15 protein-coding genes are annotated in these 14,216 nt (G+C 56.3%); 11 read left to right on the top strand and 4 right to left on the bottom strand.

What is annotated here, in order from left to right:
* The first annotated feature begins 155 nt into the window (after positions 1-155).
* The 4 genes from ABIT76_06700 (at position 156) to ABIT76_06685 (ending at position 3,544) form a co-directional block, all read left to right on the top strand.
* A complete protein-coding gene (locus ABIT76_06700; protein MEO7932829.1) occupies positions 156-914 on the top strand; it encodes a hypothetical protein in 759 nt (252 codons plus the stop codon).
* A 197-nt stretch (positions 915-1,111) separates the two neighbouring features.
* The gene (locus ABIT76_06695) at positions 1,112-1,498 is read left to right on the top strand and encodes a hypothetical protein (GenBank protein MEO7932828.1); all 387 of its coding nucleotides are present in this window, start codon (positions 1,112-1,114) and stop codon (positions 1,496-1,498) included.
* An 888-nt stretch (positions 1,499-2,386) separates the two neighbouring features.
* Positions 2,387-2,596, top strand: a complete 210-nt coding sequence (locus tag ABIT76_06690) for a hypothetical protein (protein MEO7932827.1) — start codon at positions 2,387-2,389, stop codon at positions 2,594-2,596.
* 546 nt (positions 2,597-3,142) lie between these two features.
* On the top strand, positions 3,143-3,544 hold the full coding sequence (locus ABIT76_06685) for a hypothetical protein (protein ID MEO7932826.1): 402 nt from the start codon (positions 3,143-3,145) through the stop codon (positions 3,542-3,544).
* A gap of 570 nt (positions 3,545-4,114) precedes the next feature.
* Here ABIT76_06685 and ABIT76_06680 read toward each other — a convergent pair.
* Both ABIT76_06680 and ABIT76_06675 read right to left on the bottom strand, forming a co-directional pair.
* Positions 4,115-4,654 (bottom strand): transposase, encoded by a 540-nt coding sequence (locus tag ABIT76_06680; protein ID MEO7932825.1) that lies wholly within the window; start codon positions 4,652-4,654, stop codon positions 4,115-4,117.
* 51 nt (positions 4,655-4,705) lie between these two features.
* Positions 4,706-5,140 carry a transposase gene (locus ABIT76_06675; protein ID MEO7932824.1) on the bottom strand — a complete coding sequence of 145 codons (435 nt, stop codon included), beginning with the start codon at positions 5,138-5,140 and terminating at the stop codon, positions 4,706-4,708.
* 365 nt (positions 5,141-5,505) lie between these two features.
* Between ABIT76_06675 and ABIT76_06670 the strand changes: the two genes are divergently transcribed.
* Positions 5,506-5,880 carry a hypothetical protein gene (locus tag ABIT76_06670; GenBank protein ID MEO7932823.1) on the top strand — a complete coding sequence of 125 codons (375 nt, stop codon included), beginning with the start codon at positions 5,506-5,508 and terminating at the stop codon, positions 5,878-5,880.
* A 165-nt stretch (positions 5,881-6,045) separates the two neighbouring features.
* Here the strand turns inward: ABIT76_06670 and ABIT76_06665 are convergent, their stop codons facing one another.
* Positions 6,046-6,735: a response regulator gene (locus ABIT76_06665; GenBank protein MEO7932822.1), complete on the bottom strand. Its 690-nt coding sequence runs from the start codon at positions 6,733-6,735 to the stop codon at positions 6,046-6,048.
* A 136-nt stretch (positions 6,736-6,871) separates the two neighbouring features.
* Between ABIT76_06665 and ABIT76_06660 the strand changes: the two genes are divergently transcribed.
* The 4 genes from ABIT76_06660 to ABIT76_06645 are packed head-to-tail and all read left to right on the top strand — an operon-like array spanning position 6,872 to position 11,417.
* Positions 6,872-8,479 carry a POTRA domain-containing protein gene (locus tag ABIT76_06660; protein ID MEO7932821.1) on the top strand — a complete coding sequence of 536 codons (1,608 nt, stop codon included), beginning with the start codon at positions 6,872-6,874 and terminating at the stop codon, positions 8,477-8,479.
* Positions 8,480-8,487: 8 nt separating this feature from the next.
* The gene (locus ABIT76_06655; protein ID MEO7932820.1) at positions 8,488-10,293 is read left to right on the top strand and encodes a DUF2341 domain-containing protein; all 1,806 of its coding nucleotides are present in this window, start codon (positions 8,488-8,490) and stop codon (positions 10,291-10,293) included.
* On the top strand, positions 10,294-10,695 hold the full coding sequence (locus tag ABIT76_06650) for a biopolymer transporter ExbD (protein ID MEO7932819.1): 402 nt from the start codon (positions 10,294-10,296) through the stop codon (positions 10,693-10,695).
* 2 nt (positions 10,696-10,697) lie between these two features.
* A complete protein-coding gene (locus tag ABIT76_06645) occupies positions 10,698-11,417 on the top strand; it encodes a TonB C-terminal domain-containing protein (GenBank protein ID MEO7932818.1) in 720 nt (239 codons plus the stop codon).
* A 6-nt stretch (positions 11,418-11,423) separates the two neighbouring features.
* Here ABIT76_06645 and ABIT76_06640 read toward each other — a convergent pair whose 3' ends face one another.
* Positions 11,424-11,864 carry a hypothetical protein gene (locus tag ABIT76_06640; GenBank protein MEO7932817.1) on the bottom strand — a complete coding sequence of 147 codons (441 nt, stop codon included), beginning with the start codon at positions 11,862-11,864 and terminating at the stop codon, positions 11,424-11,426.
* On the opposite strand from ABIT76_06640, the gene ABIT76_06635 reads away from it, so the two are divergent.
* Positions 11,863-13,563, top strand: a complete 1,701-nt coding sequence (locus ABIT76_06635; protein MEO7932816.1) for a putative porin — start codon at positions 11,863-11,865, stop codon at positions 13,561-13,563. The two genes, ABIT76_06640 and ABIT76_06635, sit on opposite strands and share 2 nt — an antisense overlap.
* 5 nt (positions 13,564-13,568) lie before the next feature.
* A complete protein-coding gene (locus ABIT76_06630) occupies positions 13,569-14,183 on the top strand; it encodes a phage major capsid protein (GenBank protein ID MEO7932815.1) in 615 nt (204 codons plus the stop codon).
* The last annotated feature ends 33 nt before the right edge of the window (positions 14,184-14,216 follow it).

Below are 14,216 nucleotides of genomic sequence, written 5' to 3'. Positions count from 1 at the left end.
CGTCCAAATGATGCCACCGCAATCGCCTAACCAAGCGCTGCAGCGAACACTCCGGGCGTGTCACGAGCTGTGCTGTCGCACATCTCCCGCCACTTTCCTACGTGTCGCTGAGCTTGTTACGTTAGGCGTTGCTCGCGCACACAACTAATCGAACAATGAACTGGGGCGTGATTGCATTCATTGATGTCCTTGGATTCAAAGGCATCTGGAATCGCGGCCACAGTGCTGACGAAATCCTTTCGACGCTTGAAACCGTTCGGAAGTTCGCCACCGAACTGAAGGAGCAACAAAACCAAATGTCTGGAGGAGATTTGTGGGAGAATCTTTCCTTGGATACGCGAATGTTTTCGGACACGTTAGTTATTTCCTGCCATCTTCCGCAGGGCCGCATCGAGCCTGACTGGCAAGAGGACTATGAGAGTATTCGGCGCTACGTGTTGCTTCGATATGTTGTCTTGATGCTCAGCAGTCTCGTCGCCGCCGCTGCGAACGGGGAGTGTCCCTTACTCTATCGCGGCTGCGTGGCGACGGGTCTGTTCGCGATGAACGACTTTGCCATGCTTGGTCCAGCAGTGGATGAGGCCGGTAGTTTTTTCGAGAGCGCAGACGGCGCATTTGTATTTCTGTGTCCTTCTGCCGCCAAGACATACGAGCAGCGCCCAGGGCTTTTGTCCCGCGCAACCTTTCCATACTTCCTCGAATACGATGTGCCGCTCAAGGAAACCAAGACGCTGCCCACATATACAATCAATCCACTGCTACGCGCCCCGCATGAGATGCGTCCTGATATATCTGCGGCCTTGATGTCCACCTTCGGGCCTGCCACAGAGATACCTCACGCATTGCTGACCAAGCACACCAATACTCAGCGTTTTCTCCATCACGCACAGAAGTCTTTGCCTCCATCATGGTAGTTTTCAACCAAATACCCGCAACGCCTAACCATGCGCTGCAGCGAACGGCTCCGCGTGTCACGGCGCGTGCTTTCTGCGAGCGTAGCGCCATCTACATTTTGGCGTCCTCCGTTCGTTCCACGGTTGGGCACGCGCCGCGCCACGCTCCGCCGTCGCTGAGCTTGGGGTCGTTAGGCATTCTACGCGCACCCTGAATCATGGAACCATTTGACAGCATCGAAAAGCTAATCAACGAGCATGGCTCGGCGGCAATTTTACGCGAGCGGATAGAACTCGCGAAAGAGCAGCACATTGCGCTGGCGAATCGCGTGACAGAACTCACCAAGGAGCTTGAGACGGTCAAGGGCCATAACGAGCTATTGCGCCAAAAGCTTCTCAAGGTTTCCGTGCCAGATGAGTTTTTTCGACAGAACGGATTACTGTGGCGGCGCTCTGATTCCGGTTTCGAGTCTGCACCATACTGCCCCAAGTGTAAGATAGTCATGTTCGATTTTCCTCCTCGGAGACGGATGTTTTGGAACTGCTCTGTATGTGAGATGACGGCGGGTTGGCAGCTCGCGCCCACGGAGCCAGGAGCAGCATGACCGCTTCATTTGTAGCCACAACCTTTGTTACTATGGCCAGAACTTCCGGCGTAAGCTCATGCTCCATATATTCCTTTTCGCCGAGTCGCACATGAGTCATAAAGCATCCTCCAAATTCGACCGATGCCTAACCATGCGATGCAGCGAACGCTCCGGGCTTGTCACGTCCGATGCTAAGGCATCGGGCCGAGCCAAGCCCTGCGCGTCGCTGATCTTGAGGTCGTTAGGCGACTAGCCACGCTGCGTGAAAACTCGCCACTATTTTCCAGACGTTGTTAGTTCGATGGCGGCTTTCATCGTGGGTCTGTCTCTTGCGTATTATCTCCACCAACGATGGTATTACCATGGTTGGATGTCTTGGTTCGGGGATCCACCCGCAGATAATCCGGCATACGCTCGCTTTGCTGATCTTTTTGTTTCGCTCCCGTATTTCACCACTGGCTTAGTGGCAGGACTGCTTTCAGGCTTTGGTCGTTCACATCCGAGTTCCATCGCAATCCGGTCTTGTGGGCTTCTCACGCTCTTTCTCGTTCTCGGTTCCCGGAATTCGCTTCTGACTGTTACTACCTTTTTGCCTATCGCAGTTGCGTCATTTGTGGTCTCGTTCGCATTGTCATTACTGCATCTACGACTCCCCTTTCATGCACCAAAATCCACCGTCGCCTAACCAAGCGATGCAGCGAACACTCCGAGCTCGTCACGAGTTCTGCTTGCGCAGCCCTCGCGCCGTTCCTACGTGTCGCTGATCTTTGTCTCGTTAGGCCCAGCTCGCGCACTATGAAATCAAAGGGCAGAATTATCGGACTGAGTTGCCTCGCTATTTTTGTAGTGTTCGGAGGACTGACTGGTTACTCGTATCGACGTATGCTTGCATTTGAGCACCAGATCATGCCGAACATCACGATGTTATCGACGCGACATGTTCGCGAAGTATCATTTGACGTATTCGCATGGACCGTGACCTATCGCGAGAAGCCGGTGACAGACACCGCTTATACCGACCCCTCGCTCACAATCGATCTGTTTGGGCGTATCGCCGATTCTGCCTCCAAAGGTGTTGCTGATGCGATTGGCACTTACGAACTGCGACACAAATGACCGCTATGCCTAACCAAGCGCTGCAGCGAACACTCCGGGCGTGTCACGTCGGCTGCGAAGCAGCCTTGGGTGCCACTTCCCTCCGTGTCGCTGAGCTTTTACTCGTTAGGCGACTGCGAGCGCATATTCTGCGGATGAACTAAGACAATCGATCTATATGAATGTTCCTAAATGCTTACGGTGCGAGACGGAGATGGAGGACGGCTACATTCCAGACCTCCATCAGGGAGGATCACGGCGGCAGCCCACTTGGGTTCCGGGGCCTCCCCAACGCGCCTGGTGGATGGGGCTCAAGCTCCCGGATCGGCAGATTCCTGTCCGGACGTTCCGTTGCCCTCAGTGCGGAAGACTCGATTCATTTGCGCTTTAGCCGGCATGCCCTCACTATTCATTGATCACTCCCCAAAATCGAATGTCGCCTAACCAAGCGATGCAGCGAACACTCCGGGCTCGTCACGAGTTCTGCTTACGCAGCCCTCGCGCCGTTCCCTACGTGTCGCTGATCTTTGTCTCGTTAGGCGACTCGCACACGGCAATCTCACGCTGATGAAAATTCCCTGGATAAAGCTTATTGTCGCGGCAATCACTGCGGAAGTTACCGCAATTTTAGTCCTCGTGTGCTTGGTCGCTATCTTTGGGCCTAAGGAAGCCAGTCAAGCACAGGTTTACGCCGAGAAACTCGGCTGGTGGGTGGGACCGATTGCCGGAACCGTTCTCAGCTTCATTGGAGCGTTTTGGATTACTCGCCGATTAGCCAACGATCATCTCGTTCAAGGATCCCTCTTTGGATTAATTTATTCTTTGATCGATGTCGCCCTTATTATTGCTATGCAACCACCATTTGAGTGGATTTTCGTCGTCTCAAACGCCGGCAAGATTACCGCGGGGGTTTTGGGAGGTCTTGTTGCTGGCCGATGCCATCGCCGTAATCTCCCTTCAAGCACCTAGCATGTCATTCTCACCGTCGCCTAACCATGCGCTGCAGCGAACCGCTCCGTGCGTCACGGCACCTGCTTCCGCCGCCGCCTTGCCGCCCGCCATGCAGGTGCCGCGCCGCACTCCGCGGTCGCTGAGCTTTTACTCGTTAGGCGTTTTTCCTCTCCGTATCATTTGACTATGCGTTGCTCTGATTGTGGATCGAGAGAGATACTTTTCCGGGGCCGTCGTTATTCCTTTTATCCGTTTTGGCTCTTGGCACTTCTTGGCGTGACTCTTTCGATATTGCATCAAGCTTCTTTGCCGTTTCGCTATCGTTGCATGTCATGTGGCCGCGATTTTTCTCGGACATCCTTTCTCACCGGACTCGTTCGAGGCGGCTTTTTCTTTCTCCTTTTTTGCGCTGCTGCTACTATTCTCCTCAGTCTGCTAGCTGCCCTCCGTTCCTGACCATGTCGCATCACCACACGCCTAACCAAGCGATGCAGCGAACACTCCGGGCTCGTCACGAGCTGTGCTGTCGCACATCTCGCGCCGTTCCCTACGCGTCGCTGATCTTTTTCTCGTTAGATACTCACTTGATTAGCAAGGGGTAAGTGTTGGGTTTGGTTGGTAAAAGAGGAAGGGATTGAAGGGTTGTTGATGGTGGAGGATGCCCCACATGGAATGCAGCAGTTTGCGCATGATGGCGATGACGGCCACTTTTGGTTTCTTGCCGTGAGCCAGCAGTGCTTTGCAGCAGGCTTTGATTGGCGCACTGCGCCGGATGGCAACTAACGCGGGAAGGAAGAGGGAGGCACGGAGGTGGGTGTTGCCGGTCTTCGAGAGGCGGCGCGGTTTGTTGACTGAGGTGCCGCTTTCAAAAGGTCTTGGATCGAGTCCGGCGTGCGCCACCCATTGCGGCGCTTTCAGTCCAGAGGGAAGGACTAACAGTTCTCCTAACAAGCGCAGTCCGCTCTTGTGTGCGATGCCAGGGATGGTGGTAATCAACTCCAGTGGCCGGGCTAGAAGAGGACTGGATTGGGCGAGCTGGAGGGCGGCTTTTTCCATGGTGGCGATGCGGCGTTCCAGATGGGCGATGTTGAGTTTCAGATCGCGTGCGATGATCTTCTGCGTGGGCACTAGCGCGATGGCGTGCAGGCGGTTTTGCTCACGGGTCTTTTCGCCCTTGAGCTAGGTGAGTCGGCGGGTGATCTGCTGGAGGCTGAGCACGTCGGCAGCAGGTGGTGTCCAGGGCACAAAGGGCATGCGGCGCAGGTAGTCGAGGATGCCGAGGACGTCGACGCGGTCAGTCTTGGCCCGGGTCATGGTGGCGCGGATGAAGTCTTTGATCGCGCGTGGGTTGACGATCATGACTTCGATCTGGGGATGGCTTTGCAGGTGCAGGGCGACGCCCAGACCATAGACGCCGGTGCTTTCGAGTGCGACCCGGTTGCGGTCGCCCTGGCGAGTGAGCTGAAGCAGGAGCTGCCGGTGCCCGGTAGCGGTGTTGGGATGGGTTTTAATCGACGGCGGCTGGGGATCGGCGTTGGCGATGGCGACGACTAGCTCGCTGGCACTGACGTCGATGGAAGCTAATAACAATGGAGACTTGTCTTGTTTTTTCATGGGTTTGGATTTAGGTCTGACTCCGGTTCCCCGACCTTGTGCAAATGACCTCGCCCGACCTTGTGCAAATGACCTCGCCCGACCTTGTGCAAATGACCTCGCCCGACCTTGTGATGCAGGCTCACACCGAAAGGTGCGGCCTTCGATACTCTGCGGGATGGATCAAAAAGGCGGGGAGCCAATCTAACGATCAAGGTCAACGCACGAACTTGCGCCCGTGCAAAGCCTTCAGGCGCTTGCGGCTTCCCCAGAGTCATTGCCAACCTTGTCCCTTCACCACTCTGCTGTCGCTTTCCTTTCATCGCTTTGTTCAGATACAAGGCCAATGATGTTGCCGTGCTACTGAAAGCGATGAACAATACGACATGAGGTTGCAAACCCACTCATGGACTTTTCGCATTACAGTTTTTGCGGCATTCTTGTTTCTGTCGATTCCAGTTTTGGCAGATGTTCTATATGCGTTGGACGAAATGAGTGGCGAGACCAACGTGTATCTCCATGTTTATGCAGGTGTGCTCACAGCACTTGTGGCATTTCCAGCAATGCTCATTCAGGTTATGATTTCTAGCGATCCCACGCACCAGATTACGTTTAAAACGGCACTCGTGATTGAGAACATTATCTATGTGCTTTTTGGTGCAGCACTCGGTGCCATTATCGGCCTAGTAGTGCAGGCGTTAACTTTTTCCACAAGCACTCCACATGCTGACTCGTATGGAGTGCTTTTCGAAAAAAGCTGAGGTAGTTTTCTATTTAGGCCATAAAGCGATTTCCATTTCGCGGTGAGAAATGATTTTCCGACAGGCCCTGGAATTGGTTTATCGTTCGAAGAACGTGCCGCTTTACCACATTTGCTCTGACTAAAGCCCTCTATCTTAACCACTCCAAATTGAAAGTATATTGAATCACTGATCAATCTCCAGATTCACCCGATAACCAAAGCCTCTAACAGTCTGCAAATAGCTGCCGTATTTTCCTAGCTTTTCGCGCAAGCGTCGCATGTGGGTATCCACGGTCCGACTGTCCATCTTCGCTTCGTAACCCCACACATCGGCAAGTAAGCGGTCGCGGCTTTGCACTATACCCTGTCGTTCGACTAAGGTCGAGATCAGCTTGAACTCCGTCGCCGTGCAATCAATTACTTTGCCTGCTACTTCGACCGAGTGCTTCATCAGGTCCACAGTGACCTTGCCTGCGACCAAGCGGTTCGGTTTTGTCTCAGCCCGGTTTCTGCGCACCACGGCATCGACTCGCAGCACGAGTTCGCGCGGGCTGAAGGGTTTAACCACATAATCATCCGCACCCAGCTCGAATCCCACGATCCGATCCGTTTCCCCGGCTTTGGCTGTTAGCATAATGATCGCTATGCGCGCGGTGTTGGAATCGCCTTTTAGGGTCCGGCAAATCTCTAACCCGGAGATGCCCGGCAGCATCAGATCCAGCACCACCAACGCGGGCATCTCGGCGCGAATCGTGGCCAATGCCTCCACCCCATCGGCGACAGTGGACACCTGGTAGTTCGCTTTTGTCAGGTGAAAAACTATGAGTTCGGCCAGGTCCGTTTCGTCATCGACGACTATTATTTTCTCATTCATATCAGGTCGCTGGTGTCCCGATATAGATGGGGTTGGGACATCCGCAATGGCTGTCACGCAATTGTAACGGTAATCCTTTTGCCGCTCTGACGGTTGGTTCGTAACGTGGCGACCCTCGAAAATTTATCGGGGCTTCATGCAAAAAAACGGACAACGCAAACGACTAATGTTTCATCTCCTGATGGCGATCTTCGCCTTCAGTGGAAGCGTTCTGTCCGCCGCGCAGACTTCGCCGGAGCCGGGGGCTGGGCCGATGTATATCCGGGAATATCGTGTTTCTGGGGCGCAAGTCTTGCCGCGCATTGAGGTGGAAAAAGCGGTCTATCCGTTCATGGGTCCGGGGCGTTCGGAGGAGGATGTCGAGCAGGCGCGGGCGGCGCTGGAGAAGGCTTACAAGGACAAGGGCTACCAGACCGTCGAGGTGCAGGTGCCGCAGCAAACCGGACGCGGCGGAGTGGTTTTCCTGAAAGTTGTCGAAGGAAAAGTCGGGCGTCTGCGTGTGAATGGCTCGCGCTATTTCTCCCTCGCCCAGATTAAGCGCATGGCTCCGTCACTGGCCGAGGGAAAGGTGGTGAACTTCAACGACGTTACCCGCGACATCGTGGCACTCAACCAGCTTCCTGACCGACGCGTAACTCCCGCTTTGCGCGCCGGGATCGAGCCTGGAACGGTGGACATTGACCTGGAAGTGAAGGACACGTTTCCGCTCCACGGCAGCTTGGAACTCAACAACCGTTACAGCGCCAACACCAGCGAGCTGCGCGCGAATGGCTCGATCAGTTACAACAATCTCTGGCAGCTCGGGCACTCTGCCGGATTGAGTTTTCAAATCGTTCCGCAGGAGCCGGATGAAGCCAAAGTCATCTCAGGTTACTATCTAACTCGACTCGAAAAAACGCCCTGGCTCAGCTTCATTTTGCAGGGCACCAAGCAGGACAGCAATGTCTCCACATTAGGTGGCGCGGCAGTGGCCGGACGTGGCGAAATCATCGGCGCGCGGGCCATGATCACGTTGCCACCGGGAAAGGACTTCTACCATTCCGTCAGCCTCGGGCTCGACTACAAACACTTCGACCAAAACGTGAACCTCGGCACCGGCCAGATCCAGTCGCCGGTGAGTTATTATCCGATCAGCGCCGCCTACACCGCGAGCCGGGTGGGGAAAAATTCGCAGACCGAGTTCAATGCAGGCGTCACCATGCATGTTCGAGGCACTGGCAGCAGCGAGGAGCAATTTTCCAACAGCCGCTTCAAATCCGACGGGAGTTTCATTTATATCCGGGGCGACCTTTCGCACACCCACGAATTCCTCGGCGGCAACCAAATCTACGGCAAAATCCAGGGCCAACTTTCCGACCAGCCACTACTCAGCGCGGAGCAATTCAGCGGCGGCGGAGTGGGCACCGCACGCGGCTATCTGGAGTCCGAAGTGCCGGGTGACAACGCCCTTTTTGGCACGCTGGAACTGCGCACGCTGAATCTCTTCAAAGTCCTCCCGTGGCTGCGGGATCGCGGCAACGAATGGCGCGTTTACGCCTTCGTGGACAGCGGGCTCCTTACCATTCACGAGCCGCTGCCCGCGCAGGAATCGCGCTTCGAACTGGCCTCCATCGGCGTCGGCACGCACATGCAACTGGCCGACCATTACAACGGCTCCATCGACCTGGCCATGCCGTTGATTAGCCAGGGCCAGACGCAGGCGCACGATGTCCGGCTCAACTTCCGTTTGTGGGCCGACTTCTAACCTTTTTTATGAAAACCTTCCTGCTAACCATTCTCGCGATCATCGCCCTTTCCAGTTCATCCCATGCCTGGTGGAAACCGGAGTGGACCCTTCGCAAAAAAATCACCGTTGATACGAGTTCCAATGCTATCAGCGAACCGATTGGAACTGCGCCCGTGTTAGTTCGCCTGCACGACGGCAACTTCCAGTTTCTGGCGGCGAAAGAAGACGGGAGTGACATTCGATTCGTGGCCGGTGACGACAAGACTCCGCTAGCCTTTCACATTGAGAAATACGACTCGCTCCTGAACGAGGCCTTTGTCTGGGTGAAGATCCCCGAGCTCAAACCTAACATTGCGACTAACATCTGGCTCTACTACGGAAACGCTGCCGCAGAGAAATCTGGTGACGCCAAGGCGACCTACGACGCGGACACCGTTCTCGTTTGGCACTTCGCGGAAAAAGGCTCTGCCCCGGCCGATTCCTCGGCATCGGCCATCACGGCCAACACCTCGGGAATCCCCGTGGAAGGTTCGATCATTGGCAGCGGATTGCGGCTCGACGGAGCGAAGGATATTAGCATCCCGGCGGCACCGCAGTTGAATACGACTGAGGGCGGAAACCTCACTTGGTCCGCTTGGATCAAGCCGTCCACACTGGCCCCCAGCGCTGTCATTTACAGCCGCAAAGACGGCGTGAACGCTCTCTTGATTGGCGTGGACAACGGCGTTCCCTATGTCGAGGTGAGCAATGCCGCCGGCACCCAGCGCAGCGTCGCCACAGGCCAGCCGCTGGCTGTTAACATCTGGCGCCATCTCGCGATTGTGGCGGGCGGTTCACAGATCACGCTCTCTCTCGACGGCGAAAGTTACGCCATGCTCGGCGCGGCGCTTCCGGCCTTGACCACGGAGTCTTTATTAGGTGAGGAAAAAACCAGCGCGTCTCCTGGATTCATTGGCGAACTCGACGAACTCGAAATCTCCAAAGTCGCGCGGCCCGTCGGCTTTCTGAAGCTTGCCGCCATTTCCCAGAGCGGCAGCGACAAAGCGGCGAAACTGTTAGTCACCGCACCCGACGAAGCCAACGAGCACAGTGAAAACGAACTCACCAAACAGCTCTCGCTCATCACCGACATCTCGAAATCGCTCACGCCCGACGGCTGGATTGTCATTATTCTCTGCGCGATTCTTGCCGCCATCGGCTGGTGCGTGACCATCGTCAAATTTCTCTACCTCGGCAAAATCAAGAAGGCGAACAACGTCTTCCTGAAACAATGGGGGCACATCGCCGGCGACCTCACCGCGCTCGACCACGGCAACAAGGAAAACATCCAGAGCATCGGCGGCAAGGCCAATCCGAAGTCGCAGCGCCTCATGCGCCAGTCGCCGCTCTACCACATTTACCATGTAGGCTCCGAGGAAATTCATCAGCGCGCCAGCAAGGCCGACTTCAAGGGACTCACCGCGCGCTCCATGCAATCGATCAAGGCCGCGCTCGACGGCGGGCTGACCCGTGAAGTGCAGGATCTGAATAAGAGCCTCATCTTCCTAACCATCGGCATCGCGGGTGGGCCCTACCTCGGATTGTTAGGAACCGTCATCGGCGTCATGATTACCTTCGCGGTCATTGCCAAGACCGGCCAGGTCGAGGTGAACTCCATCGCGCCGGGTATTGCAGGCGCTTTGTTAGCAACGGTGGCCGGCCTGGTCGTCGCCATTCCCGCGTTGTTTGCCTATAGCTTTGTTAGTTCCAAGATCAAGGATGTCGTCACCGAGATGCAGATCTTCATCGACGAGTTTCTCGCCAAGATCGCGGAGTTTTACCCTGAGAAATAGATGCAGGCCGGCGACAACAAATCCTACGACGACATCAACGTCACTCCGATGGTGGACCTCTATCTGGTCCTCCTTCTCATCTTCATCATCATGACGACCGCGGGCGTGCAGGGCGTGAAAGTGAACCTGCCCAAGGCCAGCAAGGCGCCTCCGATGAAGGAGAAAAAAATGCAGGCCATCACGATTGATTCCGAGGGCAAGATCAAGCTCAACGCCACCCCGGTTTCGCTGGCCGATCTGGAAACGCAGCTCACCGCATTGAAGGCCAGCAACCCCGACATGCCGGTCGTGGTTCGCGGCGACAGCGCCACGCAATACCAGGGCGTGATGAACGTCCTCGACGTGCTTGGTCGCCTGAGCATTTCCCAAGTCGGTCTCGCCACCCAGGGACCGAAGAAATAGCGATGTCCAGAGGCGAGTTCCATTCCAATGACGACGACGAAACTTTCTGGGAAAAGTATCGGGCGCTGATCATTATCGCGATGCTAGTACTAGCAGTCGGCGGATGGATTCTTTCGCAGGTTCTCGTACACAAGAAAGCCGCGCCCGCGAAGCTGGAGACCTTCACCATGGTCACGCTTCCGCCCCCCCCTCCACCGCCGCCGAAGCCAACGCCTCCTCCGCCACAAGCCACGCCGCCGCCGGTGGATCAGAAAATGGACCAGCGCCCGATGGAGCCGCAGGAGGAAGTTAAACCCGACGAGGCTCCGCCCAAACCCGACACGCCCCCCGATCAGCCGCTGGGTACTAACAACACTGGCCCCGGTCCCGGCGACAATTTCGGACTCGGCGGCCCCGGCGGCAGCGGTGGTTTTGGCGGCGGCGGCAAAGGCGGCTCGGGCAGCAAATATGGTTGGTATGCCGGGCAGGTGCAGCGGCGCGTTTCCGATGCGTTGCAAAAAAACCGCGCCACCCGCACCGCGAGTTTGCGTGTCGAGGTTCGCATCTGGCCCGACTCCACGGGCCGCGTGACGCGGGCGGAAATGAAGACTTCCACCGGCGACGCAGCGCTCGATGCCGCCATCCAATCCAACGTCCTGAATGGACTGCAACTCGACTCACCGCCGCCCTCCGGCATGCCGCTGCCGATCGTTCTCCGCCTGACCGCCCGCAAAGCGATCTAACTCCGCTCACTTTCTTATGTCCACACACCCGCTCTTACTCATCGCCGCCTGCGCCATGGCCCTCAGCCAGGGGTCAACTTTTGCCGCCGATCCCTCAAAGTCTGCCTCTCCTGCCCTAACGTCGGCCTCTGACGCTCCAACGGCGACCTCTCTTTCCCCAACGGCGACCCGCGACGTTCCAACGGGGGGCTCCGACACCCCAACGGAGACCAGCGATGTCTCAAAGTCGAGAAGCGGCCTCTCAACTTTGAGAAGCGCCCCCCTAACGACAGCCGTCGATGTCTCAAAGTTGAGAAGCGATGATCCAACGGGTAGCGTAGGCGTTCCAACGGCAAGCGCCGATAGCCCAACTGAAGGCGTGGGTAATGCAACGACGGGTGCTGTCTCGGCATCATCGGCGGCAAAAAGCCCGTCGACCAATGTCACGATCAACCTGATCAATCGCATGGTCGAAAAAGGGCTCCTGACCAAGGAAGATTCCGCTGATTTGATCAAACAGGCCGAGGCCGATGGGGCGATAGCCCGTGAGCAAACTGAAGCCGTGCAGGCGGCTGTCCAGCAGATTGCCTCCGTGCAAAATGTGCCCACCGATTCGTATGCAACTCCGCCCCAGCTCGATCCGTCGATGCCGCAGCAGGAGCTGCCCGCAGCCTATCCGGGGCCCGACGACACGATGCGCGTTTCCTACATTCCCGAGTCGGTGAAGGACGAGATGCGCGAGCAGATCAAGGCCGATGTGCTGGCCCAAGCGCGCGACGAAAACTGGTCCTCGCCCCGGATGTTTCCCGACTGGCTGACGCGCTTTCGTTTGCTGGGAGACTATCGCATTCGCTATCAGTCGGATCGGTTTTCCACCGGCAACGACAACACGGGCGCGTTTCCTAACTTCAACGCGATTAACACCGGCGCGCCTTTCGATGTGAGCGGGACGGTTTTTTCGCCGCAGCTCAATGTGGATGAAAACCGCAGCCGCTTCCGTTTGCGCGTGCGTTTCGGGGCCGAGATTAGTCTGCGCGACAACTTCACCGCTGGCATCCGCATCGGCACGGGGGAAAACAATTCGCCCGTCTCGCAGAACCAGACGCTGGGGGCTGCTAACAATGGACAGGGTGGCAATTTTTCCAAATACGCCATCTGGCTGGACCGCGGATTTCTGCGCTACGACTTTACGGGAGTTCCCAACCTGAGCTTGTCGCTGACGGCCGGGCGCTTCGACAATCCATTCTTCGCGACGACGATTTTGTGGGCGAAGGATCTAGCCTTCGATGGCTTTGTTTTGAAAGGAAAATACAAGTTAGGCGATGGCGCGGTGACGCCGTTCCTAACGGTGGGCGCGTTCCCGATTTTCAATACCGATTTCACCTACTCGTCGAACCAATCGGCGAAGTTTAAGAGCCAGGACAAGTGGCTCTACGCCGTGCAAGCCGGGCTCGATTGGAAGATCGCGAAAGACTTCACCGCGAAGATGGCTGTGGCCTATCTGGACTACGACAATGTGGAGGGAAAACTCTCCAGTCCCTTCACTCCGTTAACTTCTTCTGACCAAGGTGATACCGATGCAACTCGACCCGCTTTTGCGCAGAAAGGAAACACGTATTTTGCGCTTCGGAACATTGTGCCAAACGCGTCTAACAACTTCGGGACGACGAACCAGTTTCAGTATTTCGGACTCGCCTCGAAGTTCACCCAAGTCGCGCTCACGGGGAAACTGGACTACAGCCACTTCGAGCCGTTTCACGTGATTCTGAGCGGCGAATACGTCAAGAACACGGCCTTCGACGCGCAGGACATCGAGGCCAAGGCGGTGAACAATCGCGGTCCGTCCGCGTCAGGTCCGGGCAAGTTTGAAGGCGGCGATGTTGCCTGGATCGTGAATCTTCGACTCGGCAGCCCAACTCTGGAAAATCGCGGCGACTGGGCGGTCGAACTCGGCTATCGCCACGTTGAAAGCGACTCTGTGGTCGATGGATTTACCGACTCCGATTTCGGCGGCGGTGGCACGAATTTGGAAGGCTATACCTTTGGCGGCATCATCGCCCTCTCGCCCGATGTCACCCTCGGTCTGCGCTGGATGAGCGCGAAGGAAATCGCCGGTCCGCCACTAAAGACGGACGTCCTGCAACTCGATGTTAACAGCAAGTTCTAACTCTCATGCGCTACTTCCTTCTCCTAACATTCCTAACGACTTTCATTCCACTGCAAGCCCAGCAAACGGCTGATCCGGCTGTCACCCGCCTGCGCGAGACTTTGAAAAGCACCATGCTGCAACTGCGCTCGGCACAGACCGACCTTGCCACTGCGCAATCCGACAAGGCCGCCTTCGAAACCGAGAAGCAAACGCTGACGGATCAAGTCGCCACGCTCACCAAACAAGCTATTGCCGACAAGGACGCCAGCACCAAGTCCATCGAGGAGTTGCAGTCGAAAGTCGCCGCGCAGGAAAAGGAAATTACCGCGCAAAAGGAGGCCATCGCGCAATGGAAAGTAGCCTTGGAAAAAATGACCTCCACCGCGCAAAGCACCGAGGCCGCGCGCGCCAAACTGGCCGCCCGCGTCATTGTATTAGACAGGCAGGTTGCCGATCAAAAACTGAAAAACACCGAGATGTATAAGATCGGCAGCGAGGTTCTTACCCGTTACGAGAAGTTCGGTCTAGGCGACGCCCTCACCGCCCGCGAACCCTTCGTCGGACTCACGAGAGTTAAATTTGAAAACCTCGTCCAGGATTACTCCGACAAGCTGAAGGACCAAACCATTCGTCCGTAACGTCTTTGTGACGCAAACGTAACGTGAGTTAAC

The organism is Chthoniobacterales bacterium (assembly GCA_039930045.1).
GTDB lineage: Bacteria > Verrucomicrobiota > Verrucomicrobiia > Chthoniobacterales > DASVRZ01 > DASVRZ01.
Note: the sequence above shows the minus strand (reverse complement) of the source record. Positions and strands in the feature narration are given on the sequence as shown.